The following is a 25,824-nucleotide window of genomic DNA, read 5'->3' on the forward strand; positions in this document are numbered from 1 at the left end:
TGTTCGCGCGTCAGTTCAGCCGGATATAGCGGCTGCGCACGACCGTATCGGCCTCGGTGCGGATATCGACGCCGCCGCGCCCGGCTTCCAGTTCCAGCGTCTGCGCGCGCAGGCTGAGTTTGCCAGCCGCCTCCAGATTGATGTCCGGACTCATGAGGCGCACCACCGGCCCCGCGCCCGACGCGAGAATCTGAACGAGCGGCTTTCCCTGGACATCATCGATCTGCACGCATTGGTCGGGCGCGAGTCTCATGGCGTGGCTCGCGTGCGCGTCCTGATCCTCCAGTGAATCGAAAGCGCCAGGCTCCGCGCCCGCTGCGAAAACCCCCGTGACGAGCGGCTCGTGCCAATTCGCCGGCTGCTCCACTAGTACGCGATCGCCTCTGCGCGGCCGTTGTCCACGCAGGCAGAGGAGCCAGCGCTCCAGCATTTCACCGTGCTCATCGAACCAGCGCACACGCACGCGGCCTGGGCAGTCCGGGTGATGCGTGTCGATCACCTCGCCCACGAGCAAGCCTTGTGCGGCAGGCGCTCGCGCGGGTGCTGCCGGAGCGGGAGCCACGCCCGCCTCGAACAAGGCGCGCAGCTTCGAGCGCGTGGCGTCGTCGATGGCGTCCGGGTCGACTTGCACGGCTTCCGTTGCCGCCGCTTCTTCGGCGTGATCTGCGTAATCTTCTTGAGCAGCCATGAGATCCTCTCCGTTGTTCTGCCAGCCGTTACGAAGCGATGCAGCCTTTGCAGCACCACTCAAGCCCCTTCGCGGCCGTCGGCGGCGGTTGACAGTTAGTTGCATCTGCGAGACGAACCGCAACTAGTTGATGTGAGCGATGGTCCCCTGAATCGTGATGCCGGACGAGTCGAGCGTGATGCTCGCACCGTCCGTCGAGATCACGATCGTCTTCGCGTTGATGTTGACCTGTTTGACGTCCGTGTCGCCTACGTTGACCGTGGGCGCCGAGATGTCAACGTTGGTGATGCCATAGACCTCCGTGAAAGGCGTGCCCGTGATGACGACGCCCTGGCCAGTCCCGGTAATGTCCACGCCCCGGCCCGCGCCGTCGCCCGTGATGCCGACGCCGTTGCCGACCCCGTTTACATCCACGCCCGAATCACTGCCCTTGATGGCGACGCCACCGGTGTCGCCGGTAATGTGCATGCCATCGGTTTTCGCATGCAGGCGCACGGCCTTCGCAGCGGTCAAGCTGTATTCGCCGTTGTTCACGTTGACGATGCGCGAGCCCGCGACCACCGTATGCGCGCTGGTCTGCTGCACCACCACTGTGTGCGTGCCGGTGGCCACGGTGAAGTTGTGATTGCCGTTGGTGACGGCATGCGTGCTGTTGCCCGTCACGGTGACGCTATGGTCGCCGCCCACGCTCGTGCTTTCGTTGCCGCCGATCTGCGCCGTGCGGTGCTGCTTGACGCTCACGGTCTCGTTGTTGCCGATCTGCTTGGCGCGGTTGTTGTTCACCTGCACCGTCTCGTCGCGCCCCACGCTGCGCGTACGGTCTCGGCCGACCGAAACCGAGTGATCGACCTCCGCCTCCATGTCGAGATTGCGTTCCGCGTGCATCCAAAGCTGCTCCGAGCCCTTTAGATCCTCGAAGCGCAGCGCGTTCGCATGCTCGGCCGTGCCGCCCGGCGTCGAGCGCGAGAGCAGCCCGCTTTGTGTCGCGCTCATCGGCAGGCCCCACGGCGGCATGCGCGCTGCGTTGTAGACGCGTCCGGTCACAATCGGGTAATCGGGGTCGCCGTTCAGAAAATCGACGATCACCTCATCGCCCACGCGCGGAATCTGCATGCCGCCAAAGCCACCGCCGGCCCATGGGCTCGACACGCGCACCCAGCATGAGGAATCCTGATCATTCTTCCCGTAGCGGTCCCAGTGGAATTGCAGCTTCACGCGGCCGTACTGATCGGTCCAGATTTCCTCGCCGGGCGGCCCGACTACCACCGCCGTTTGCGGCCCGTTGGTGTGGGGCCGCGGCGTGGTGCACGGCGAGCGGTACGGCAGACTGTCGGGTTGCGCGAGCAGGTCGGCTTCGTGCAGCACGGGCTCGTTGCCGGTGTGGCTCGCGTAAGGGTTCTCCTGAAAGCGATACGCGCAGCGGACGATCAGATACTTGCGGTTCTGATCCGCGCGCGGGCAGCGCGTAAGCTCGAACAGATAGCCCGGCGCGCAGGCGCGCACGTCGGTATGCGCCTGCGCGCGATCGTAGACGCCCTGCAGTTCCTCCAGGCGCACGCGGTTGCGATGCTCGCCGTGCGCGTCGTCGCGATAACCACCCGGCCACTCGAACACGGCGTAGTCGTCGTGATCGTGACCGCGCGGTTGAGCGCGCTGCACGCCCAGATCGGCGAGCGGCTTCGTGTAGTCGTAGTCGCTCGCCTCGCGCCGCCCGGCGCTCACTTCCTGCACCGGCTGCCAGCGATCGATATGTTCTTCGTCGGCAATCGCGGCGCGGTCGCTGGCGATGAACGGAATCGTCGCGAAGCCGGGCAGATCGCCATGCGAAGCCGTTGCATCGCAGAGCACCAGCGTATGGGTCCCGGCCTCGTGCCTGAAGAAGTAGTAGATGCCCTCCGTTTCCATCAGCCGTGAAACGAAGGTGAAATCCGTCTCGTTGTACTGGACGCAGTACTCGCGCGGCGCGTAGGTCTCAGTGAGCCGGCTTTCGATGGGATAGCCATACGGAGCGAGCACCTGCTGCACGATCTGCGGCACGCTCTTCTCCTGGAAGATACGGCAGTCGGCGCTGCGAGTCGCAAGCCACAGCCAGGGCCGCACGATCAGCTCGTATGCGTAGTAGCGGTCGGCGTGCCGCCCAATCAGCGTGGCGCGCGCGACGATGCCGTTCAGATAGCGTTGCCCGCCGTCCGCCAACTCGATACGTACCGTCACAGGCTTGCCGAGCAGATCGCGCAGCGACACGCTATGGCTCGCGGCCAGCGCCTCGATGCGCCATTCGAACGGACGCCCGAGTTCCTCTTCGCCGCTCAGGCGATAGAACTTGAGCTCGTCGCCGAGCGGGCTGTCGAGCGTAAAGATGCGCGCCAAGCGTCAGCCTCCTTGCGCCCGCGCGGCGAAATCGATCACGAGATCGCGCGCGGGTTCGTCGTCCAACCGCCGCCCGAGCCAGGTCGAAAAGCCGAGCCGCCCCGCTCCGCCTGGCGCCGCGCGCGGCACCTCGGGCGCGGCCAGTTCGAGCTGCAAGTCCCAGTCGAACTCCGCGCCCACGTACTCGCGCACCCAATGCACGAGTCTCGCCGCATCCGCACCGCCGGGCAGGAACGCCTGGTAGCGCGCGAGCGGCAGCGGCCCGAGCACGATACGGAAGCTGCCTTGCGCGTCGCGCACCGCGCGGCCGAGCACCGCGCCTTCGCCGAGCGCCGCGCGCGTGCCGCGTCCGCGTCGTCCACCCTGTGCCACGCTGCGCTTGCCGGTTGCGCCGCTTGAGCCACTTGAGCCACTTGAGCCTGGCGCGCCTCGCGCACCGATCGCGCTGCGCTGCCGTGCGTCGAGCGCGACCCAGCGCACGACATGCTCGACAATCCGCACCGGCACGCCGAAGTCATGGCGCAACATCTGTGCGAGCCCTTCGGGATTGCGTGTCTGGCGCACCCAGTGGCCCGCGTGGAAGTACTTCGCATGACGGCCAGGCGTTTCGCGCGCAGGTAACCCGGGTTCCGTGGCGCGCGCGCCGATCAGACTCGCTACATAGCCATCGAAGCGCGATGCACCGGGCCGGTCCAGGCCGACGACCGGCTGCGCATCGGCCCACGCGCGATAGAACAGCACGAGCAGGCGATGGTGGAAGACGTCGGCGAATGCGCTCATCGATACATCGCCCACGCTGTGCGCGCGCTCGAATGCGTACTCGGTTACGTGCTGCGGCAGCGGGCCGTTGGGGCCGAACAGCCCGAAGCCCTGCACGAGCACGCGCGGCGGCGCATGTTCACCGGGCGCATCGGCGATGCCGGACACCATCGAAGATGCGAAGGAAAGCGAAGGAATCTGCCCGAGCCGCACGGGCTCCGCGCCGGGGTGTTGCGCCGCGCCGAGCCGTGCGGGCGCGCTCGCAAGCGCATCGATCCAGCGCAGCAAGTGGAACAGATCGTGTTCGGCTGGCGCGGCACGCAGCCGTTGCCAGAACGCCAGATAGCGGGCACGGTCATGCTCACTGTTTATGCTTCGATATCCTGATCGATCGTTCATATCGCAGGCCTTCGTCCCACACGAGCGGGCCATTCCGCAATCTCCCCGCGCTGCGCCGAATACAGCGCGAACTCGACAAACGCGTTGATCGACGCATACCGCGCGAAGAATTGCTCTAGCGCCGCGCCAAGCACATAAGGGCTATCGCCCGCGAAGGCGTGGTCGTCCACGGTCATCTCCACCCGCACGCCGCGCCCATAGACGAGCGGCCCCGCCACCGGCAAGCGCCTGAACACCGGTTCGCACGCGAGCCGCCGGATGCCCCGGATGCGGCGCGCGAGCGGCGCATCCGCTGGGTCCGCGTAGATCTCCAGTTGCTCGCGCAACTGTTGCGCGCCGGCCTCGTCGTCGATATCGGCGAACGGCTGGTAGTTGAGCCCCAGATGCGCGATCAGCCGCCAGTTGGCTTCGTCTTGCGCGAGCGGCGGGCGCGGCGTCGAGGGGCCACGCACGATACGCACGCGGCCCACCGGCGCGGAAATCTTCAGTGTGAGATCGGTCACGCCCGCAGCCGCGAGATGCAGCGGCAAGTCCCGGTTCGTACACAGCGTATCGGCGGAAAGCAACTCGATGCGCTCATCGAACGGTGCATGCCTGCGATCGACGAGCGACACGTAGACGTCCGTGCCCGCATAGTTCGAACGCATGCCGCCGCGCTGCGCCTGCGTACCCACGAGCCGCGTTTCGCGCCGCACAGAAAAGTACGCGCCGGATTCCTCGGCATCGCTGGCGTTCGCCATGTAGAGCGGATGGAACGCGGTTTCTCCCTGTGCGCTGCCGTTGCTCTCCGCGCCCGTGCGATGGCCGCGATGGCCGCGATGGCCGATTACGCGCTTCACCGAGAAAATCTCATAGTCGAGCGCGCGCGTGCGGTCGACCATCAGCCGGTACTCGCTCGTGCCAGACGTCACCGGAATACGTTCCGTGCGCTTCGGAAACAGGTTGATTGCAGGCGTGCAGTCGAGCGCGAGGTGGGTGGCGTCGATGCTGCGCTCGAGATCGGCGTCATCGCCGTCGATGAGCAGCAGCATCTCAATGCACTCGCCGCGCGACGCCTCGAACGCCTGGCGCAGGCCGCGCACGCTGAAGAAGAGATTTCGCGCCGCAAACGCGAAGTGCTCGCGCAGGATCCGATAACCCTCGAAGCCGCGCGAGCCTGGTGGGAAGAGCGCCTGGTCCGCGTCGAAACCTTCGTGAACGACGGCCTCCGGCCCGAGCGACGCGAGCCGATTGCCTTCCGCACGCTGATCGGATTCAGCGGGATCAGCGCCATCGCGCAGCACGACGCCGAGCGTGCGCGCGCACACGAGTTCTAGCAGCCGCATGGCCTGCCGTTCGGGACCGCTGAGGAAAAACGTAAGCTGATCGATGGGCAAGCGATTCAAATTTGCCCCGCCGCGCGCGCCCAGCACGATGCGCAACGCGCGTCTCGCGCCCCGGCCCGCACCGACGCCCGCCGGCACCGGCACCAGATCGACAGCGCGCAGCACGAGCGGCCACAGCGTGACCGGCTGCGCGGTGCGAAACTCGCAGGGCGTTCCCATACCGCGCGGCGCGGCCGCCATGAGGCTGGTCCCCGCCGGCACGGTGAAGCCCTGGCCCAGCGTGCCCTGGGCCGGATCGGCCTCGAACTGGACGATCGCCATCGCGGGCGTGGGCGCGAGATGATCGGGATACACCACATCGAGCAGCCGCTCGGAAAAGCGCGGAAACTCGGCGTCCATCTTCAACTGCACGCGCGCGGTGAGAAAGCAGAAGCCCTCAAGCAGGCGCTCGACGAACGGATCGGCCACGTCGATGCCATGCATGCCGAGGCCGCCCGCAACTTTCGGGTACTGGCGCGCGAACTCCGCGCCCAGCTCGCGCATATACGCGAGCTCGCGGTTGTAGTAGTCGAGAAAGCGTGCGTCCATAGCGTGACGTTGGTTCAGCGCCGTGCGCTGCCACTGGTGGAGTCCGCGTCGCCGGACCGGCTCAGCGGGCGCAGCAGCGCGAAGCCCGAGTCCAGATCCAGATCGGTTTGCAGCAGCATCGATATCGGCGGCTCCACGCACGCGAGCCGCCCCGCAATCTCGAAGGTCAGCACGTTGTGCCGGCTCGCGCGCCGTGGGTCGCTCACACACCGCACCTCGACGCTCTCGCTTTGCAGGCGCGGCTCGAAGCACACGATGGCCTCGCGCAGCGCGTTCTCCAGGTACTGCGTATCGATGCCCGATAGCGGCGTGCCCGCGAATGCCGGCACGCCGAAGTTGAGCACCGAGCGGCCTGCTTCGGCATAACGGCGCGCATCGTGCTCATCGAGCGCGCAGGCCGTGTTCAAGAGCCACGAAAGGTCACGCAGCACCGCTTCGAGCAGCGCGCCCGCGCCATGGCCATCGTCGCGCAAACGGTCGAACAGCATCGGGCGCGCCGTGCGCCGGGGTTGGGCGCCATCCCGCTGAGCCGAATCACTCGCCATGCAGGCCTCACATTTCCGTGTTCTTCTTGATGTCCCAGCCCATCGTGACCTCGGGCCCCTTGCCGCCGTTCGCGTTCTGCTCCCAGTACTGCTTCTTCACGCGCGCGGCCTGAAAGCCGTACTGCATCATCAGCCGGTCGGTGGCGTCGCTGGTTTCCGCGCCCACCACGCGCGCCGTGGTCACGATCACTTCTTCGAGCGTCACGCGCGAAAATTCGATCTGGTCGCCGCCGGTCTTGCACGACGATATCTCCACTTTCGATAAGTGCTTGCCGCTCGCGCAATGCTTGATGATCGCGGGAGTGGCCTTGTCCATGAAGGCCATCACCACGAGGTCGTCGAAGTTCGCCTTGCCCGCGTTGCCGCCCCCGCCCGTGGCCATGGCCGCCGGTTGCGTCGCGCCCCAGGAAAACGACTGGATGTCACTCCAGCCGCCATGCTGCTTGTCGGCGGATTCGCCCGTTGCGCCATCCACCTTCATGAACATCGCCACGCCCATTGTGTTTCTCCTGTTTGCTCAACCGGATTGACCAACCACCCTCATCAACTGCCCGATGCCTGCAAAGCCGGCAATCGGGACACCAGCCGCAGCGACACCGTCAAGCCCTCCAACTGGTAGTGCGGCCGCAGGAAAAACCGCGCCGAGTAATAGCCGGGGTTGTCAGCCACGGCGTCCACCACCACGCGCGCCTCGGCCAGCGGCTTGCGCGCCTTGGTATCCTGCGACGAGTTCGCGGGGTCGCCATCCACGTAGTTCATGATCCAGTCGTTGAGCCAGCGCTCCATGTCCGGGCGCTCGCGGAACGAGCCCACCTTGTCGCGCACGATGCACTTGAGGTAGTGCGCGAAGCGGCTGCATGCGAACAGATACGGCAGCCGGCCCGAAAGCCGCGCGTTCGCGGTGGCGTCCGGGTCGTGGTACTCGGCGCTCTGGTAAAGCGACTGCACGCCGATGAAGGCGGCCACGTCCGAGTTCTTGCGGTGAATCAGCGGAATCAGGCCGTTCTTGGCGAGTTCCGCCTCGCGGCGGTCGCTGATCGCGATCTCGGTCGGGCATTTGAGGTCGACGCCGCCATCGTCGGTGGGGAACGTGTGGCACGGCAGGTTCTCCACCGCCCCGCCCGACTCCACGCCGCGTATCGCCGAGCACCAGCCATAGAGCTTGAACGAGCGGTTGATGTTGGCCGCCATCGCATAGGCCGCGTTGGCCCACGTGTAGCGGTCGTGGCGCGCGCCATCGGTTTCCTCTTCGAACTCGAATTCGTCGACGGGATCGGTGCGCGCGCCATAGGGCAGGCGCGCGAGAAAGCGCGGCATCGCCAGCCCGACATAGCGCGAGTCGTCCGATTCGCGCAGGCTGCGCCACGCGGCGTACTCGGTGTTCTGGAAGATCTTCGTGAGGTCGCGCGGGTTCGACAGCTCCTGCCACGAGTCCATCTGCATCAGCGACGACGACACCCCGCCAATGAACGGCGCATGCGCCGCGGCCGCAATCTTCGAGATCGATTGCAGCATCTCGACATCGGGCGGGCTATGGTCGAAGTAATAATCGCCCACGAGGCAGCCGAACGGCTCGCCGCCCAATTGTCCGTACTCCTCTTCGTAGACCTTCTTGAAGAGCGGACTCTGGTCCCAGGCAATACCCTTGTGACGCTTGAGCATGCGTGCGACTTCCTGCTTGCTTGCCGGCAGCACGCGAATCTTGAGCATCTCGTCGGTTTCGGTGTTGTTGACGAGGTAGTGCAGCCCGCGCCACGCCGACTCCAGGCGCTGGAAATCGGGGTGATGCAGCATTGCGTTGATCTGCGTGGACAGCTTCTCGTCGATCGCGGCAATCATCTGCCGCACGCCCTCATAGGCGTCCGAGGACAACGTTGCAGTGCGGCTCTGCTCGAGCGCCTCGCGCGCGAGCGTCTGCACCGCGGTTTGCACGGCCACGCGCGCGAGTTCGGTCTTGGGGCTGATCTCTCGTTCCAGCAGCACCGAGAATTCGCCGCCGCTCAGCGTGGTCGCGGGCAGCGTGGCAGTGGCGCTGTGCAGCGCGCCTTGCGTCTCACTTCGGCTCATGGTCGTCCTCCTCGCTGGGGTTGCGCGCTGGCGGCGCGGCGAGCGCCTTGGGCTCCGATAGTTCGGCAAGCAACGCCGGGTCGCCCAGCGCCCGCGCGATCAGTTCCTCCGCGCCGCGCTTGCCGTCCATGTACGAAAGCAGGTTCGCAAGCTGGGTGCGCGCCTCCAGCAAGCGCCGCAGCGGCTCGACATTGCGCGCGAGCGCGGCAGGCGCGAAATCGTCGATGCTGCGAAACGCCAGCTCTACGCTCATCGTGCCGTCGCCCGTGAGCGTGTTGGGCACCTGAAACGCAAGCGCCGGAGCGATCGACTTCATGCGGTCGTCGAAGTTGTCGACGTCGATTTCCATGAAGCGGCGCTCGGCCAGATCGGGCAGCGCCTCGCCGCGGTTGCCCGCGAGATCGGCCAGCACGCCCATCACGAAGGGCAATTGCACCTTCTGCTCAGCGCCGTATAGTTCGACGTCGTATTCGATCTGCACGCGCGGCGCGCGATTGCGCGCGATGAACTTCTGGCCGCCGTCCGATGACTTGTTACGAGACATGTGAGTCAACTCCCGCGCAATCCGTGCGCTTTAATCATTCTGTACTGCGATCGATACTCGCAATTCACTACGGCGATTCATTGCGGTTTCCGCTCAAGTGATCGAGCTCCCGCACGCTCTCCGGCGCGATGTCGCGAAAGATCTCGTAGAAGTTCAGCGAGAGCAGACGCTGCGCCCGGCGCAGAAAAATGGGCGCCGGGTGGCTCGGCTCGTGCAATTCGAGGTAGCGGCACATTTTTTCGAGGCCGAAATCGATGTCCGCTCGGCTCGAGATTTCGGCGTCGCGCCATGCCGTGCCGTTTGAGCCGTTCGTGCCGTTCGTGCCGTTCACTGCGGGCGGACCTGCTGCGCGCTGCTGCGGTAGTGCGTCTTGCTCTGCGTTTAGCGGCATGCTTTGCTCCAGGGCTTCCGGCATGGCTTGCGACCGTTGCGTCACGTCTTGCGGCAACTCGGAGACCAACGCCGCCAGCTGCCGTTCGAATGCACTCTTGTCGATCGTCCACGCCTCGCCAAGCCGCTCGCTCGTCCTGCGCCGCAAACCCTCCAGTTGCTCGCGCACCGCGAGCGCCGCCAGCAGCGCGGGGTTACCCGCCGCGTGCGCCTCGTGCAGCTCACGCAGGAGGCGCGTTCGTCCACCGGCGTAGCCACTGTTGCCAGCATCGTTTCCGCTTTCGCTCGACATCGCGCCATCGCCTTGCTGCAACAGTTCCGCCGCCGCGCTCACGCTCAGCGTGCCGATGAGCGCCTGCTCGCGCGCCGCTCGCACGCACCCTTGCGGGCCGGCCAACTCCGCCAGCGCATTGAAGCGCGGCAGCGGATCGGCCTCGTCGTCGAAGATCAGCGCCGGATGCAGCGGCTCCCAGTACGCGTCGAGCAGCGCCGATGCAAGCCGCAAACCGTCCGCATAGCCTTGCAGGCCACGGCTGTCGATCCACGCCCAGGTGAGCGGCACGACAATGCGCAAGTCCTTCGTGCGCGCGAGCAGCGCGAGCGCGAGGCGCTCCACCTCGCGCCACGCGGGCGACTGCGCGGCGATGACCACGTCGCCGTACTGCTCTTCGGGCCTCGCCGTGGCGCAGCGCTGCAACTCCAGAAAGTCCGCGTCGTATTCGAGATCCGGTCCGCACGGCGCGTCTGCGCTGATCGGTGCGAGCAGGGTGTCGATCATCGTTCGGTCTCCTTGGCGCATTACTCGAACTTGTAGCTGATTTCGAGCGGCGGGCCGCCCGCGTCGAGCGTCACGGTCCGCACGTAGGGTTGGAGCGAGCCGTTGCGGATTTCGATGCGGTGCGTGCCCGGCGAAAGGCTCGCCGTATGGAATGGCGGGCTCACGCCGCGCCTCACGCCATCGACATAGACCTCGCCCCATGGGAGGACCTGGAAGTGCACGCGCACGGGCCGCATCGGCGCGGGTGTGCGCACGTTGGGCGGGATGGCTGTGCGTGACGGCGCCTGGGCGATTTGCGGCTCGGAAGGCGCGGTCTGCGCAGAGTCTGCGGCTTGGGCGGTTTGCGAAGACGCGGCGGATTGATCGGTGGCGTTATCGGTGGCGTTGACGGGCTTGTCCTTGCCGGCTTGCACCTCCACCACCGTGGTGTCCGTGGTCAGGGCCGGCGTGGCGGTCGGCGTGCTGGAACCGGGGGTGGCCGCTGCGGAGGCTACCGCGCCGGGTTGCGCTTGCGCGGTCGGGTTGGCAGCGGGAGCCGCAAGCGCGAGGGTTGTTGGGTGGCTGGCCGGCGCGGCTGGAACAGCGGACGCGCTGGGGTTCGCTGCCGTCTGCGTGGTGTCTTCCGGCGCGTGGATCGCGTAGCGCAGCGCCAGAACACCCACCGCCAAAACGAGCAGCAAGACGAACGCCGGGATGCGCATCGATCGCCATGCAAAGCGCGGCGCTAACGATTCGGATGCCGAATCATCCGGTTGCGTCGCAACCGAGGCAGCCACGTTATCAGCCGATTGCGGCTGTAGCTTTTCTGGTTCGCTCTCGCGTGGGCTGGCTTCCGGTGCCGGTACTTGCACGCTATCGGCTTGCTCCACCGCCTTCGGCTTCGCGTCCGCCGGTGCATTCGCCACGGCTTCCGGCGGCTTTTCAGCAGCGGGCGCGGGCCGATCGGGCGTCGCCGCGCGCGGAGCCGCTTCATACCCGGCAGGCACGAACACGCCCGGCGTGGGCTCGTGCAGGCCGAGCGCCAGGGCAAACGCCGCCACCGATTCGGGCCTGTCCTCTATCCGCAGCGCAAGCGCATGGTCGATGGCGGCCCGCACGCGTTCGCTGTAGTGCTCCTGTTCCGGTGCGCCTTCATTGCCAGTCTCGCGCCCCGCCAGCGGCCGGTACTGATCCTGAATGCTGCGCACCACCGCAGCCGGCGGCAGTTCCCCCGTCATCAGCTTATGCGCGAGCGCGCCCAGCGCATAGATATCGGTCCACGGCCCCTGCCTGAACGCGGGATCGTCGGTGTATTGCTCGATCGGCGCGTAGCCGGGCTTGAGCATCATCGCGGTCTCGTCGACCATGTCGCCGATCAGCTTGCGCGCCGCGCCGAAGTCGAGCAGCACCGGGTTGCCGTTGGGCAGGATGAGAATGTTGTCGAGCGAGATGTCGCGATGAAAGCACTGCGCGCGATGCAGCACGTCGAGCGCGCCCAGCACCGCCGCCAGCATGCGCAGCAGCGCGGGCTCGCTCATGCGCTGGCCGCGCTGATGCAGTTGTTCGAGCGTCTGCCCTTCGTAATACGGCATCACCATGTAAGCGGTGCCGTGGCTCTCCCAGAAGTGCAGCACCTTCACGAGGCCCGGGTGATCGAACTGCGCGAGCAGGCGCGCTTCGTTCAGGAATGCGGCGCGCCCCGCATCGAAGGCCTGCGAGAAGCGCGCGGCGCGCAGCGCAACCGTGAAGTCGCCCGCGCGCGACGCGAGCATCGCGGGCATGTACTCCTTGACCGCGACCGCGCGCTGCAAGGTACGATCGAACGCGCGATAGACGATGCCGAAGCCTCCCGTGCCCAACACCGAGTCGAGCTCGAAGCCGGCCAGCCGGTGCCCGTTCGGCAACGGCCGCACGCCATCGCCACCGGTTTGCACGCCCGCCTGTGAGCCGCTTTTCGAGCCGCCTTGCGAGCCCGCGCGCGCGGCGTTCGGCGCGGCTTCGGCGTAGTGCGGGTCGGTCATGCCAGTCCTCCCTGTGGCTCGCCGAAGAGCCGCTGAAACAGCGCGGCATCGAGCCCGCCCGTGTGGACGTCGGTGCGCGGCGCGCCGTCGCCGGCATCGGTCCACCAGAAGCTTGTCATGCCGTGCGGGTCGAAGTACTCCCACAGGTTCGGCCAGCCGCCCTCGGCGCGGAGTGCATCGCTGCGTGCATCGCTACCTGCGGGCGCCGCGTCGTCGCGCAGACCCTGCGCCAGCGCCAGGTCGAAGTCCTCCGGCCCCAGCGCGCCGCGTATAGCGTCGCGCGCGATCGCGCCCATCAAGCGGATGCACCGATCGGCGCGCGCGCCCTGGCCGTTCTCGCGCACATACCGCTGCGGCGCGAACGGCTGCGCAACCACGAGCGGATAGCGCCGCCCGACCCGGTCGCGGCTCGGCGCGACGCAGCCGAGCTGCACCCAGCCCTCGCCGCTGCCGGCGGGAATGGCGAAGCTCCAGAGCGGCGCGTGCGCGTCGAGCGTGGCGCGGCCCGCCGCCATGCCGTGCGAAAGCCACTCCTCCCACGTACGTGCGAGCGCGCCCTGCATGCGGCGGCCCACGAAGTCGCCCGCGCCCGGCAACTTGCCGTACCAGGCGGGCAACGCGAGCTCGGCGCCAAGCAGCGCGCCGTTCATGATTTCCCCGGACACGAAAACGACTCCAGTTGCGCGAGACGCAAGGGATTGCGCACGCTGTCCGCGCTCACCTGCATGGCGAGCGCGTGGTGATCGACGTTGAAACCGGCCACCATCTGCTCCGGGCCCTGGCCGCGTCCCGGCGCGGCACGATCGAAAAGCCGCATGAGCGCCCACGGCCCCTCGGTCACGATGCCGTCGGTCGCGCCCGACTGATCGACGACCTGCAGCCGCACCTGGTTCATGCCGCGCGGCCCCGGCCACTGCACCGTCACGGGCGCTTGCGGGCCGTGTGCGTAGCGCACTTGCTGGCCGTCCACGTCGAGTGTCCATTCGGAGATTTCCGGGTCCATGTCCAGCGGCTTGATTTCGAGCTTGATGGTGGGCGTGCGTGCGCCGCCCGCGAAAAATGCATCGCGTATCACGGCGGCTTTTTCGAACGAGGCAAGCAGCGCGCTATCTCCAGCAACGCCCGACGCACCCGACGCCCCCGCGCCGCCAATGAAGCGCCACGGCTGCACGCTCGTATCCACGCGGTTTTGCAGGTTCTTCTGGAAGAAGTCGTCCATCAGGCCGCCCTGCGCGAACAGGCGTGCGAAGTCGCCGGGCGCGACGTCGCGCGACGAACCCCGCGCAAACGGATAGCGCCCCGCGATGGCCTGCCGGCAAAAATCGCCGATGTTGACGGACGCGCTCTGCGCGAGGTTCTGGTCGACGTTATGCGTGACGGTGCCCTGCGCGGCGTTCGCGAGGTCGCCCAGCATCTGGCGGAACGGCGCGGGCATGCGGCCGGCCTCGGCGCGGATCTGGTCGGCGCTGTCCGACTGCGGCGGCGTCCCGCCGCCGCGCAGCGAGGCGTCGGCGGCGGTGAGCCATGTGTAGAGATTGTCGACCGACTTGAGGACCGCGGCCATCGCGGCATTCGCGCCACCGCTGCTGTCGTTGCCACCACTGTCGCCACCCGCTCCGCCGGCCTGCGGGCCGCCGAACTCGCGCAAGCCCGCGAAGTGCGCGTCCACCGCCGCTTCGGGTCGCGCATCCGCGCCCGCTGCATCACCGCTGTTCTGCGGCTGGCCGAAGATCTGCGCGAGCGATTCGCGCGCCTGATTCACCTTGTCCTGCGCGCCCGCCGCAAGCCCGCCCGCGCCACCGGCGCTCTGCGTGAGCGTGGTCTGCCGCGCGGCCGCGTTGGCGAGACGCGTGAGCGGCGAGTCCGGCGCGGACAGCACGCGCGCAATCTGCGTGACCTGCGCGATCGAAGCCGTGCTCTGCAAACGCAGATCGCCGAGCAAGGCGTCCCAGCGGCGCATGTAGTCGTCGAGATAGAGCGCACGCACGTCCTTCGCCTGCGCGCTCGCGGCGGCGGGCGTCGCGGCCTCCTGCGCGCGCAGCCCGAGCACCCAGACTTCGTCGCGGCCAAACGCTTCCACCGCTGCGGCGAGCCGCTTGTCGAACACCTTCCAGTAGCCGTCCCAGGTATAGAGCCCCGGCACGCCCTCGTTCAGGCTCGCGCCGCTTGCGCGCCGGAACACCAGCGCGCCCGAGGGGCCCGCCATCTGCGTCACGTTCACGTCGTAAGCAGCAGCCCCCGGGCGCAGCGTGCGCGCAAGCTGTGCGTAAAGACGCTGCGCGAAGGTGAGCCGCAAGAGCTTGTCGCGCGCGGCGGCCACCATCTGCTCGTTCTGCGCGAACGGCGACACCACCACGCGGCCGGAAAAAAGCGCCGCCATGTGCGCTCGCAGGTCGTTGCGCTGCGCGGGCGTCAGTTGCGCGCCGGGCGCGGAAGCAATCTCCAGGTCCAGCACCGCCTGCACGAAGTCGGGATCGTAATGGGCGCTGTCGTAAAGCATCAGATACGCCTTGAGCGCCGCGTACACATAGGCGGGGTCGTCGGGCGGCGCGTCGCGCACCGCCGTTTCGAGCCGCCGCGCGGCGAGCGGCAACAGCAACTCGTCGAGGGCGCGGTGATAGACGTTCTCGGCGGCCGACTGCACCTTGTCGCCCTGGAACAGCCCCCAGCGGTACGCGAGCGGCGCGTTGGCCGGATCGACGCCCTCCACGTGCGCGATGTTGCGCATCGCGTCGAGCATCGGCAGCACGCGCGCGATGTTGTCGGCGTCGGTGATCGTCACGCCTTGCAGCGCGCGGTCGATTTGCGGCACGCGTGTCTCGACCGAAGCCAGATACGCGCGATTGCGCGCGTAGCTGCCCACCCACGCCGCCAGCGCGCCGGCCAGCAGCAGTGCGAGCGCCGCGTAGCCGGCGAGCGCGAGCATGCGCTGGCGCTGATACCAGCGCATATCGGTGCCGGCGAGACGCGCCTCCTTGAAGATCAATTCCTGAAGCAGGTCCTTGAGGAAGAAGCTGCGCCCGCTCGCCGCCGACGCGGCCACATGCGGCGCGGGCGGCGCGCCGTCGATCTTGAGAAAGCGCTTGATGCCGCCCATCACGCGGTCGAACACTGTGCCCTCTTGCGTGCCGCTCGTGAAATAGACGCCGCGCAGCAGCGGCATGGCGTCGAAGCGCGAGGTCGAGAACACCTGTTCGATGAATTGCCCGAGCACCTCGTGCAAGCCGATGAATTGCTGCGGCAGCGAATAGATGAGTTCGCGCCGGCGCGCATCGGGCTCGGCGGTGAAGAGTTCGGGCAGCGCGTCGTTGAGGCGGCGGTGCAGCAGCCGGTATTCGCGGTCGAACACGGGGCGCAGACTGAAGTCGCGCGCCTCGGTCTCTGCCAGCGGGATCGTGAAGCCCCACACCTGCGCGCGCTCGGTGCGGTTCAGGCGCGCGAAGTAGTCGGTGAAACCGGACAGCAGGTCCGCCTTGGTCACGAGTACGTAGACAGGAAACTGAATGCCCAATTCGGTGCGCAGCTCCTGCAGGCGCTTGCGCAGCGCCATCGCATGCCCGGTGCGTTCGACCTCGGAGGCGCCCAGCAAATCGGACACGCTGATCGTCAAAAGCGCGCCGTTCAGCGGCTGGCGCACGCGGTACTTCTTGAGCAGCGCGAGAAAGCCCGACCATTCGTCCTGATCGAGCGCGCGATTGCTCTCGTGCGTGGCGTAGCGGCCCGCCGTATCGATCAGCACGGCTTCGTTGGTGAACCACCAGTCGCAATGGCGCGTGCCGCCCACGCCGCGGATTGCGGCCTTGCCGAACTGCTCCGCGAGCGGAAACGTGAGACCCGAGTTCACCAGCGCCGTGGTCTTGCCCGAGCCCGGCGCGCCGATGAAGACGTACCACGGCAATTGATAGAGATACTGGCGCGTGAGGCCCTCGAACCAGCGGCCGATGCGGCCGCGCGAGCCCTGAACGTTCTGCGCGCCCTGCTGTGCACCCGTCCGCGCACTCCCGAGGCGCGCGCTGCGCAAGAGCTTCGCGGCTTCGTCAAAGCGGCTGCGTAGTTCTTGCGCATGTGGCGCTTCCTCTTCGCGCGTGTTGCGGTTTTCGACGGGCTCGCGCAACTGGCTCAGCAATTGCGCGTTCAACTGCGCGGCGCGCCAGTGCCGATAACCCACGCGCGCCGCCCACACCGCGAAGATCAGCGCGATGAGCAGCGCGCGCGCGAGCACGCTGTCGAGCGGGCGATACGCGCCCACCGCGATCAGCGGCCCCACGAGCCAGATCAACGCCGCGAGCGCAACCAGACCGATGACGGCCCACACGCGCACACTCAAGAGCGCGCGCAGCGCATGCCATGCCGAACGCCCGAAGCCGCTCATGGCGCATCTCCCGCAACGCCCGTGTCCGGCGTCGCGAGCTTCGGCGGCGCGGTGAGCAAGGTGATTTCCACGCGCCGGTTGCGGGCGCGGTTGGCGGCGCTATCGTTCGGCGCGACGGGATCGGCGGCGCCGCGTCCTTCGGCGCGCACCCGCCCGGCATCGCCCAGGCGCGCGGCCAGAATGGCCGCTACGGCCTGGGCGCGCTCGACCGAGAGGTTCCAGTTCGACGGGAAACGCGCGCTGTGCACCGGCACGTTGTCGGTGTAGCCGGCCACCACGATTGCGCCCGGCACTTGCGCAAGCGCGGCCGCCACGCGCGCGAGCGTCGGCTGGTAGCGGTCGATCACCGTGGCGGAGCCCGATTCGAACAACCCATCGCCGCGCAGCACGATCACGCTGCGGTCGGCGGCATCGCGCACTTCCACCAGCCCCTCGGCAATCTCCGGCGCGAGGAAGCCCGCGAGGCGCGGCGGCGGCGTCGGGTGGACCGCGCGAGGCTCGGCGGCCTGCAAACGCACGCTCGGAATCTGCAGCCGGCCGATCATCGCAAACGCTTTGTCCGAGCGCCCCGCCAGTGCGAGATCGAACCCAAGATAGACGCCGAAGCCCACCAGCAAGGCGAGCGCGGCGCAGGCCCAGAGCGGCACGGCAAAGCGATGCGGGTCCTCGCGCGCGATCTCGTCGCGCCAGTGCGCCGAAAGCGCGGCGTCGTAGTCTCCGCGCACGCTGCGGATGGTGCGCGCGAGCGAGTGGCGCAGGTCGTCGAGCTGGGCGCGGCCATTGTCGAGCACTCGGTAGCGCCCTTCGAAGCCGAGCACGAGGCAGTAATAGAGCAGTTCGAGCAGATTCAGCTGCTCGCGCGGCTGCTGCATCAAACGATTCAGGAGTTCGAAGAATTTTTCCCCGCCCCACGTCTCGTTGTGAAACGCCACGAGCAGGCTGTTCGCCGACCAGTCGCCCGCGCCGCCCCACGGCGTGAGCGCCGCCGCCTCGTCGAGCGCCGTGCACAGACAATAGCGCGCCGCGCCGATCTGCTCCGGCGACGCCCCCGCGCCGCGCGCGCGCGCTTCGAACTGGCGGATCTCGTTGGCGAGATGCTCGCGCAGCCAGACCGGGTTCGGATGGTGCACGGTGTAGCGGATCTGCGGAATCAGGTTCAACAATGCGTTGGCGGCGGCCACGAGCGGATTGCCGCCCTCAGCAGCGACCGCCGATGCAGCGGAGGCAGCCAATGCAGCGCCCGTGAAGCCGCGCGTCTCGCCGGGCGGCGCATCGGTGCGCCATGGCTCCTCGCCCGTTGCCTGGGCGAGATCCGGCGGCGCGGCCGTGAAGGCTCCATGGCTGGCCTCGCGTTGCGCGGCGAAAGGATCGTTGAGCGGATTCATCGCGTGTCACCTGCGCGCATGTCGCCTGCGCGCATGTCACGAATCGCCCAGAACTCCATCGCGAGGCCTGGAAACTCGCCGGCCAGATGCAGCGCGAGCCCGCCCGAGCGTTCGAGTTGCCGCCACAAGTCGCCGCCCTTGTCGATCTCGAAGTAGCTATGGCCGGCGTGATACGGAATCTGATGCGGCGCGACCGGCAGCGCGCGCACAGGAATGCCTGGCAGTTGCAACTGCACCAGGTCGCGGATGCGCTCGACCGGCCCGAGCTTGACCTGGGCGGGAAAGCGCGTGCGCACGCTTTCGGCGGGCACGTCGGCGCGCACCGCCAGCACGAAACCCGCGTCGCGCAGCAGCGAGGTATCGGCGATCACGGCCACCTGTACGCCGTTGCCGGCGTCGGTGAGCGCGATCTGCACGGCGCTCTGGTCAAGCACGGTGGCAAGCGAGCGCCGCAGTTCGGCGAACAACTCGCCGAACGTCGCGCGCAAGTCGTCGTGCCGATACGCGGGCAGCACCTCGGGCCGGCGCGAGGCCGCCGTAAACGTCGCGAAGTCGCAGGCGAGCTTGAGCCAGTCGCGAAACAGTTGCTCCGGGTGAACGCCTGGTGTTTGCGCGGTGTGTGAAGTCACCGCCAGATAGCGATTCACGAGTTGCAGCAGCAGGAAGTCGGCGACCTCGGAAACGCCACCGCGCCCCGCCTGCGCAAGCCGCCCGGCAAGCAGCTCGCTGCGCTGCGCGAGCAGCCGGTCGAGTTCCTGCATATAGCCCTCTAGCCGCGGATGCGCGTGCGCGTCGAGCAGCGGCGGAATATACGTCTCGTCGATCACCAGTTGGCGGTCGGTGCGCCGCTCGATCACGCGCAGCACGCCCATCGCGTGCCAGTCGTCGTCCACGCTGGTCGCGAGCGCGAGCCTGAGCTTCAGGCGTCCTAACTGCACGAGCGCGGGTTCGAGGCGCACCTCGTTGACGTCGGCGATTTCGGCTTCATGGGCCACGTAGCGCGCGAGCGCCGCCGCCCCGCCGCCGAACGTCACCTGCGCGCTGCTGCTGCGCGGGGCCGGCAGCGCCAGCACGACCGTGGTGTCGCGCACGTCGGCGCCCACTTCCAGCGCCTCGGGCGCCTCGTCCAGATGCGAGAAGTCGAACGGCGTGCCATCGGGCAGCATGCCGCTCGCGGCACGCAACATCACCTTGCCGTGCGCGAGCGCCTCCTCGTCGATCCGCAGCGACGCGAAGCCCCATGAATAGCATTGCAGCGGCGCGCAGCGCAGGTGCACGTAGCGCTCGAAGTAGCGCTCGAGCTGCTGGAAATGTTGCGGCCGCAAGAACATGCCTTCGGACCACACCACGCGATCGCGCTGGCCGGCGCCGCCCGTGACAGGCGCAACAGGAGCATTCATGCGGTCGTTCATGGGGCATCACCGGCATTGGGCGTGGCGACAAGCCCGTCGCCCTGCACCGCGATCACGTAACGCATCTCGGAGGGCTTGCCCTGCCAGAACTTGAACAGGTTGGTGTTCGCGGGCGGCGGCAACGCCACCACCACTTTCCAGCGGCGCTTCTCCAGCTTGCGGTAGCCGGCCACCACGCCGAGCGCGCGCACCGCGTCGCCGCCCGGGTAGTGAATCGTGCGCGACTCGCCCGGACGCAGGACGATGCGATCGGTGCCCGCCAGTTCCGCGCCCAGCGCGTCTTCGGGTTTGCTTTGCAGCGAGAAATAATCGGCGTGGCTGAAATTATTACCGGATTTCAGCTGAAACGTTTGCAGCGCTATAGGCGCGGGCCGATTTTGAGAATCACGATTGACGTCGGCCGCCACCTGAAATGTGACCGAATAAGGAACCGGTAAATCCTTCTCGGTCGATGCACACCCCCATAATAAGAGAAAGGCAAAATAAATCCCCGCGCGCGGCTGAAGCACGCGCTTAATTTGCGCTTTATACATACCGTGCCAGTCCTCTGATTCAGCGCGAAAAACGCGTTGCTCATGCACAGGCACGAACACGCCCCGTCCCCGGTTCATGCCTGCAAACAGGGACTAAGAGTTTTGCTCCAGGAACGCCCACCCTGACCCATGCGTGCCGGATAACAAGCCACGGGGTCATGACGCCATGCCTTTCGCTTCTTCGCGGAATTAAATTAATCTATCGCCGACGGTGTCTCACCAGTAATAATTCATATGAGGAAAAATCAGGTGACTAGACTATAGTTCGTACGATTCCTTACCGCAACGATCTCCGAATACGCGCTCTATAAATAAATTTCTCAAGCCGTAGTAATTACACATCGCGGGCTTGAATCAAGAATTAAATACCGGACTGCCGACGATGAATTGGCCAATACGCTGGAATTTATTACGTGCGAATGGCACACCAGCCGCCCTTGGCGGCACATTTTTACTGGCGCTTGCTGCAACGCTTGCTGCAACGAGCGGTTGCAGCAGTCTCTCGCCCGCGCAGCGCGCCGCCGCGAATACCGTTGCGGCCGCACACGATGCCTATCTCGCGGGCGACTACCCGCGCACCATCCAGCTGCTGCGCAACAGCAACGCGGTGGATGACGGCGACCGCGCCACCCAGATCGAAGCGCACAAGCTGATGGCGTTCAGCTATTGCGTGACGAACCGCGTCGCGCAGTGCCGTGCCGAGTTCGAGGCCATCTTGCGCATCGACCCACACTTCGAGTTGTCCGCAGCGGAGAAGGGGCACCCCGTCTGGGGCCCCGCCTTCGACGCGGCTCGCCGCAAGGTCGCGCCTTCATGACAGGCCGTCGTGATGCAGCGGCACGCCGCGAGCGCCTTTTATCCGTTATTGAGTGAGTCAGTCCGCATCATGCAATTGACCGTCATTGAATATGCAGGAGAACCGGTCCGCACCGAGACCAGCGTGATGTTTCATGCGCCGGGCGGCACGATCGGACGCAATGCCGACAACCAGATGGTGCTGCCCGACGAAACGCGCCAGGTCTCGCGGCTGCAAGCGCTGCTGCAGATCGACGGCGAGCATTGCGTGCTGAAGAATTTGAGCAGCGTCTCGGTGGTGGAGATCAACGACACGCCGCTCGAGTACACCGAGGAACATGCGCTGGCATCCGGCGACGCGATCCGCATCGGGCCTTATGTGCTGCGCGCCCATGATGGCGAAGCCGGCGTGGAGGAAGTGGCGCAGGCAGAGCCACCGGCGCGAGTCGAGCAACGCGTTTCAATGCCCTCGCGCGAGCAGGAAAGCAAAGGCCGCGCGCCGCTCAGGGAGAACGCGCCGATTCCGACCGATCCGCTCGCGCTGTTCGCGCGCCCGAGCCGTGACGAAACGGAACGCGAATCGGCGCAAGCGCCAGCACAAGCGCTAACAAAAACACCGACACCGACATCGACGCAAAAATCCGCTCAAACACCGGCATCGGAACAAGCACCCACGCGCGCCTCCAATACAGATGCGCGCGCAACACCCCGCGCCGAGACACCCACGCCCTCCGCCGCGCCCGATTCCGCCGATGCGCTGCTTTCCGCGTTCCTGCGCGGCGCGGGCCTCGACAAGGCCACCTGCGACTGGCAAACCGAACAGTTGCACACGGCAGGGCAATTGCTGGCGCTGTTCGCGAACGGCACGGTCGAGCTGCTCTCCTCGCGCAGCATTCTCAAGCGCGAGGTGAAGGCCGACATGACCGTGCTGCTCGATCGCGAGAACAATCCGCTCAAACTGCTACCCGATGGCAGCGCCGCGCTGCGCCAGATGTTCGGCCTGCCGTTTCCCGGCTTCATGACGCCGCCGAGCGCCGTCGAAGACGCGTTCCACGACTTGCAGGCGCACCAGATCGCCATGGTCGCGGGCATGCGCGCCGCGCTCAACGACGTGCTGCTGCGCTTCTCGCCCGAACGCCTGGCCGCTCGCGACACGCCGGGACGCTACGAAACGCTGCTGCCGGTGCTGCGCAAGCTGCGCCTGTGGAACCGCTACGAACGCCTGCACCACGAGACCATGCTCGCAGTCGAGGACGACTTCAGCGCGGTGTTCGGCCGGTCCTTCCTGCGCGCCTACGACGAGGAAGTAAGGAGCTATCACGCGCGACGCCGCCCGGCGCGCGCGAGCGACGCATGAATCTCTCGTGCGCGCAGTTCTCGCGCGCGGGCACGCGCGAGAGCAATCAGGACGCACTCGGCTATACGATCTCCGACGACTACGCGTGCTTCGTCGTGAGCGACGGCGTCTCGGGCGAGACCGGCAGCGAGATTGCCGCGCGCTGCGCGGTCGAGCGCATTCTGGAGCGTGCGCAACGCAGCGACCCAGGTCACGAGCCCACGCTCGCTCACACCTTGCAGGCCTGCATCGATGACGCGCACGGCGCGATCCGCGCGAGCCAGCAGCGCGAGCACGAACGCGGCCGTATGAGCGCGACGGTGATCGCGTTACTCATCGACCGGCGTCGCGACATCGCGCAATGGGCGCACCTTGGCGACAGCCGGCTGTACCGTTTCGCGCGCGGCGCGCTGATCGAGCGCACGCGCGACCACAGCGTACGGCAGCAGTTGCTGGACGCGGGGCTGCCGAGCGACGGCGTCAATCCTGGATGGCTGCATATGGCGCTGGGCATGCGCGGGTCGATTGCGCCCGCGATCAGCGAGCCGCATGCACTGAAAGACGGTGACGTGTTTCTGCTTTGCACCGATGGGCTCTGGCAGACCGTCGCGGAGGAAGCGCTGGAAGACCGGCTGCGCATCGTCCATAGCGTCGACGACTGGGCGCTGCTGATCGAGCACGAGGCGATGCGCCATTCGGGCAGCGCATCGAATGCCGATAATTATTCCGCGCTGGCGGTGTGGGCGGGGAGCCCGCAGAACGTTACGCTGCAGCGGGTAAGAACGCGGCGGGAAGGGTGAGGCCGGGAGGCCCCAAGACCAGAAGAAAGCCCCAGCCGCGCATGGTCGAAGCACCGTTAGTCGTAATGCTTCTTGTGCTTCTTATTCTTGTGCTTGTATTTGTTGTCGTGATGGTAGTCGTTGGAGTACGAGTTGTTGCGCGAGATGTTGCCGCCCAGCGCAGCGCCACCGGCGCCACCCGCCGCCGCGCCTATGAGCGCGCCAGTCGAACCACCCATCGCGTTGCCCGCTGCCGCGCCCGCGCCGCCGCCCAGTGCGCCGCCAACCACGGCGCCCGTGCGCTCGTGCTTGTTCGACGTTACCGCTGCGCCAGCGCCGCCGCCCACGGCGCCGCCGATCACCGCGCCCGTGCTGCCGCCCACGGCGTTGCCCACCGCCGCACCGGCCACGCCGCCAAGCGCGCCGCCTACGGCATTGTTCATGTCACCCGCTACGGCGGGCAGCGACGCCACTGCCATCGCAGCGGCAATCGTCGTCGTTCCTGCAAGCTTCTTCAGCATTGACTTGTCCTTGCCTTGTTGAGATGTATGGACAAGTTTAACACTTAATCTGAAAGCATAATGTTAGAAAGTGTCAAAAACCACGCTTCGTGCGTCATTTAACCCCAACCACCCTGCTTCTCGCGCCCGTCTCATGCCAATCCGGTGCAAGGTCCAGCAGCCAGAAGCCGGACACAACGGAACCCAGGAAAGGCGCATCATGGCGGAAAACCCCGCCCACAGGAGCGTGTATGCAATCGAAGGACCACTGGAACCGCATCTATACGACGAAGGCCTCGACCAACGTCAGCTGGTTCCAGGAGCATGCCAATCAGTCGGTCGAGTTGATCCGGCAGGCGGGCGTGGCGAAGGACGCCGCCCTCATCGACGTGGGCGGCGGCGCATCCACGCTGGTCGACGACCTGCTGAACGACGGCTACCGCAATCTCACCGTGCTGGACCTCTCGGATGCCGCGCTCGCGGTGGCGCAAGCGAGGCTCGCGGAACACGCCGGCGCGGTCTCGTGGATCGCGGGCGACATCACGCAGGTCGAGCTGCCCATTCACGCCTACGACGTCTGGCACGACCGCGCGGTGTTCCACTTCCTCACGAGCGAGGCCGATCGCGCGGCCTATGTCCGGGCGGTGCTGCGCGCGGTCAAGCCGGGCGGGCTCGTGATCGTCGCGACCTTCGCCGAGGACGGCCCCGACCATTGCAGCGGCCTGCCGGTCATGCGCTATAACCCCGATTCGCTGCACGACGAATTCGGCGCGCCGTTCACGCTGCTGCGGCAAGAACGCGAGGAACACCACACGCCCGCGGGCGCGACGCAGAAGTTCATCTACTGTCTGTGCCGTAAAGAACCGGGCTGATTTTCGACTGAGACCCAACGCTCACGCTAATCGCGATTCAGCGGCGCGATGCGCTTGCTGAACCGCTTGCGCGCGAGCCGCGCTTGGCTCCCCAGCGCCCGGCGCAGCGCGTGCAACTGAGGCGCGCCGATCTTTCCGCCCGCTTCAGCGTTTGCGCCGTGGTAGTGCCGGTCGACCGAGTCCGCTAAACCTGAACCCGGATCGCTGCCCTCTCGTTCGCGAAACTCGGCCACGCGCGCGGGCTGCCGGATATCGGCACGCCGGTCCAGCCAGCGATACAGCGCGGCGATCACCTCGGCCTGCGTGCCGCGCCGCGCACTGTGCAGCAGCGCGCGCCATGCGGGCTGCTCGCCGCCGCGATAGCGCGCAATGGCCGCGCGCAAGGCGCGTTGCCCCGCCTGCCACCGCGCGACCAGCGGCGCCCACGCCCAGATCAGCGCGAACACCGCCGCAATACACGCGACGCCCCAAGCCACCGTCGTCCCGTCGACAAAGATGATCCGATGCGCTCCGCCCTTGCCGATCACATCGGCAGGAATGCCGAACAAGGGCTTTTCGCGGACCGCCTCCGCCTTGATCGAGACAGCCGGCAGGACGATCTTCTCCTTGCGCTGCGTCTTCGTGTTCCACCACTCGACCGTGATTTCAGGCAACCGGTACGAGCCGCTGCGCTCGACGCGGTAGCTCACGGTGTCGGTGCGCTCGCCCGCCACGAGACCCGCATGATCGTCGACGATGTTCTTCGTCGCCGCCTGCGCGGCATCGCGCTTCAGGCCCGGCACTTCGGCGGGCGCGACCGGCGGAATCAGCATCGACTCCGTGGCCGTGGCGCGCTGCGTGATGGTGCGCGTAACGACATCGCCCACGCGCACGCGCGCGTCATGCGGCGCGATGGTTTGCGTGACGCTCAATTGCGGCGCGGGGAAAAACACCGCCATGTCCTGCGCGCCCGCCGGCACCGTCGCGACAAAATCCAATACGGGCGTCTTCACCTGTATGGGTTCAGTCGTGCCGCCCGGATGCAGCGTGATCGCGAACGAGGGAACCTCGAAGCGCTTGCCCGCCTGCGGGGTGATGCGGTAGGCGCGGCTCACGCCGAACCACTTCACGCCGTCGATGGTCTCGTCGAGATTGACGGCGTTCTCATCCGGCAAGGTGACGAAAGCGCCCGGCACATCGAAGAGCGGCCAGTCGGGCGCTTCCGTGAACCATGTGGTCGTCAGGCAGTCGACCACGAGCTTGACCTGGGTGCCCGCCACCACGGCGCCGGCAGGCTCCAGATGCGCACGCACCATCACCTTCGGCAGATCATCGGCACGTGCGCCGCACGCCATCGCCCAAATCATCAGCATGACGAAGCATTTGATGAAGCGCTTCATGGCCGCGC

20 protein-coding genes and 1 pseudogene are annotated in these 25,824 nt (G+C 67.0%); 4 read left to right on the forward strand and 17 right to left on the reverse strand.

What is annotated here, in order from left to right; genetic code table 11:
• Window positions 1-10: 10 nt before the first annotated feature.
• From HV773_RS12155 to tssJ, 15 genes and pseudogenes are all read right to left on the reverse strand, one after another.
• Complete coding sequence (locus HV773_RS12155; RefSeq protein ID WP_129564198.1) at window positions 11-688, reverse strand: hypothetical protein; 678 nt, start codon at window positions 686-688, stop codon at window positions 11-13.
• 123 nt (window positions 689-811) lie between these two features.
• On the reverse strand, window positions 812-3,058 hold the full coding sequence (locus HV773_RS12160; protein WP_129564197.1) for a type VI secretion system Vgr family protein: 2,247 nt from the start codon (window positions 3,056-3,058) through the stop codon (window positions 812-814).
• A gap of 3 nt (window positions 3,059-3,061) precedes the next feature.
• On the reverse strand, window positions 3,062-4,216 hold the full coding sequence (tssG, locus tag HV773_RS12165; protein WP_129564196.1) for a type VI secretion system baseplate subunit TssG: 1,155 nt from the start codon (window positions 4,214-4,216) through the stop codon (window positions 3,062-3,064).
• Entirely contained in the window at window positions 4,213-6,129 is a 1,917-nt protein-coding gene (gene tssF, locus HV773_RS12170; RefSeq protein WP_129564195.1) for a type VI secretion system baseplate subunit TssF, read from the reverse strand. Before tssF ends, tssG begins: the two co-directional genes overlap by 4 nt.
• Window positions 6,130-6,143: 14 nt before the next feature.
• On the reverse strand, window positions 6,144-6,617 hold the full coding sequence (gene tssE / locus HV773_RS12175; protein ID WP_160113500.1) for a type VI secretion system baseplate subunit TssE: 474 nt from the start codon (window positions 6,615-6,617) through the stop codon (window positions 6,144-6,146).
• Between the two features lie 64 nt (window positions 6,618-6,681).
• Window positions 6,682-7,173, reverse strand: coding sequence for an Hcp family type VI secretion system effector (locus tag HV773_RS12180; RefSeq protein WP_129564193.1), 492 nt, complete (start codon window positions 7,171-7,173; stop codon window positions 6,682-6,684).
• Between the two features lie 44 nt (window positions 7,174-7,217).
• Window positions 7,218-8,741, reverse strand: a complete 1,524-nt coding sequence (gene tssC / locus HV773_RS12185; protein WP_129564192.1) for a type VI secretion system contractile sheath large subunit — start codon at window positions 8,739-8,741, stop codon at window positions 7,218-7,220.
• Entirely contained in the window at window positions 8,728-9,285 is a 558-nt protein-coding gene (gene tssB, locus HV773_RS12190; RefSeq protein ID WP_129564191.1) for a type VI secretion system contractile sheath small subunit, read from the reverse strand. Before tssB ends, tssC begins: the two co-directional genes overlap by 14 nt.
• A 67-nt stretch (window positions 9,286-9,352) precedes the next feature.
• The gene (tssA, locus tag HV773_RS12195) at window positions 9,353-10,474 is read right to left on the reverse strand and encodes a type VI secretion system protein TssA (protein WP_129564190.1); all 1,122 of its coding nucleotides are present in this window, start codon (window positions 10,472-10,474) and stop codon (window positions 9,353-9,355) included.
• A gap of 812 nt (window positions 10,475-11,286) precedes the next feature.
• Window positions 11,287-12,366: pseudogene (locus tag HV773_RS37505) on the reverse strand (serine/threonine-protein kinase); the annotation flags it as partial.
• A gap of 83 nt (window positions 12,367-12,449) precedes the next feature.
• Window positions 12,450-13,118: a type VI secretion system-associated protein TagF gene (gene tagF / locus HV773_RS12205; RefSeq protein WP_343052341.1), complete on the reverse strand. Its 669-nt coding sequence runs from the start codon at window positions 13,116-13,118 to the stop codon at window positions 12,450-12,452.
• Complete coding sequence (gene tssM / locus HV773_RS12210) at window positions 13,100-16,825, reverse strand: type VI secretion system membrane subunit TssM (RefSeq protein ID WP_129564188.1); 3,726 nt, start codon at window positions 16,823-16,825, stop codon at window positions 13,100-13,102. The genes tagF and tssM overlap by 19 nt, the downstream gene beginning before the upstream one ends.
• Window positions 16,822-18,210 (reverse strand): DotU family type VI secretion system protein, encoded by a 1,389-nt coding sequence (locus HV773_RS12215; RefSeq protein WP_129564187.1) that lies wholly within the window; start codon window positions 18,208-18,210, stop codon window positions 16,822-16,824. The genes tssM and HV773_RS12215 overlap by 4 nt, the downstream gene beginning before the upstream one ends.
• The gene (gene tssK / locus HV773_RS12220) at window positions 18,207-19,610 is read right to left on the reverse strand and encodes a type VI secretion system baseplate subunit TssK (protein ID WP_129564493.1); all 1,404 of its coding nucleotides are present in this window, start codon (window positions 19,608-19,610) and stop codon (window positions 18,207-18,209) included. Before tssK ends, HV773_RS12215 begins: the two co-directional genes overlap by 4 nt.
• Before the next feature lie 8 nt (window positions 19,611-19,618).
• Complete coding sequence (gene tssJ, locus HV773_RS12225) at window positions 19,619-20,155, reverse strand: type VI secretion system lipoprotein TssJ (RefSeq protein WP_129564186.1); 537 nt, start codon at window positions 20,153-20,155, stop codon at window positions 19,619-19,621.
• A 382-nt stretch (window positions 20,156-20,537) separates the two neighbouring features.
• Here tssJ and HV773_RS12230 point away from each other — a divergent pair, with 382 nt between their 5' ends.
• From HV773_RS12230 to HV773_RS12240, 3 genes are all read left to right on the forward strand, one after another.
• Window positions 20,538-20,972: a TssQ family T6SS-associated lipoprotein gene (locus HV773_RS12230; protein WP_160113499.1), complete on the forward strand. Its 435-nt coding sequence runs from the start codon at window positions 20,538-20,540 to the stop codon at window positions 20,970-20,972.
• Between the two features lie 69 nt (window positions 20,973-21,041).
• Window positions 21,042-22,307, forward strand: a complete 1,266-nt coding sequence (gene tagH, locus HV773_RS12235) for a type VI secretion system-associated FHA domain protein TagH (protein ID WP_129564185.1) — start codon at window positions 21,042-21,044, stop codon at window positions 22,305-22,307.
• Window positions 22,304-23,086, forward strand: coding sequence for a PP2C family protein-serine/threonine phosphatase (locus tag HV773_RS12240; protein WP_129564184.1), 783 nt, complete (start codon window positions 22,304-22,306; stop codon window positions 23,084-23,086). Before tagH ends, HV773_RS12240 begins: the two co-directional genes overlap by 4 nt.
• Before the next feature lie 56 nt (window positions 23,087-23,142).
• Here the strand turns inward: HV773_RS12240 and HV773_RS12245 are convergent, their stop codons facing one another.
• Window positions 23,143-23,586, reverse strand: coding sequence for a glycine zipper domain-containing protein (locus tag HV773_RS12245; RefSeq protein WP_129564183.1), 444 nt, complete (start codon window positions 23,584-23,586; stop codon window positions 23,143-23,145).
• Between the two features lie 230 nt (window positions 23,587-23,816).
• Between HV773_RS12245 and HV773_RS12250 the strand changes: the two genes are divergently transcribed.
• Window positions 23,817-24,437, forward strand: coding sequence for a class I SAM-dependent methyltransferase (locus HV773_RS12250; protein ID WP_129564182.1), 621 nt, complete (start codon window positions 23,817-23,819; stop codon window positions 24,435-24,437).
• A 26-nt stretch (window positions 24,438-24,463) separates the two neighbouring features.
• On the opposite strand, the gene HV773_RS12255 is transcribed toward HV773_RS12250, so the two are convergent.
• Entirely contained in the window at window positions 24,464-25,816 is a 1,353-nt protein-coding gene (locus HV773_RS12255) for a BatD family protein (protein WP_160113498.1), read from the reverse strand.
• Between the last annotated feature and the right edge of the window lie 8 nt (window positions 25,817-25,824).

The sequence above is a fragment of the Paraburkholderia caffeinitolerans genome, assembly GCF_902859945.1.
Classification (GTDB): domain Bacteria; phylum Pseudomonadota; class Gammaproteobacteria; order Burkholderiales; family Burkholderiaceae; genus Paraburkholderia; species Paraburkholderia caffeinitolerans.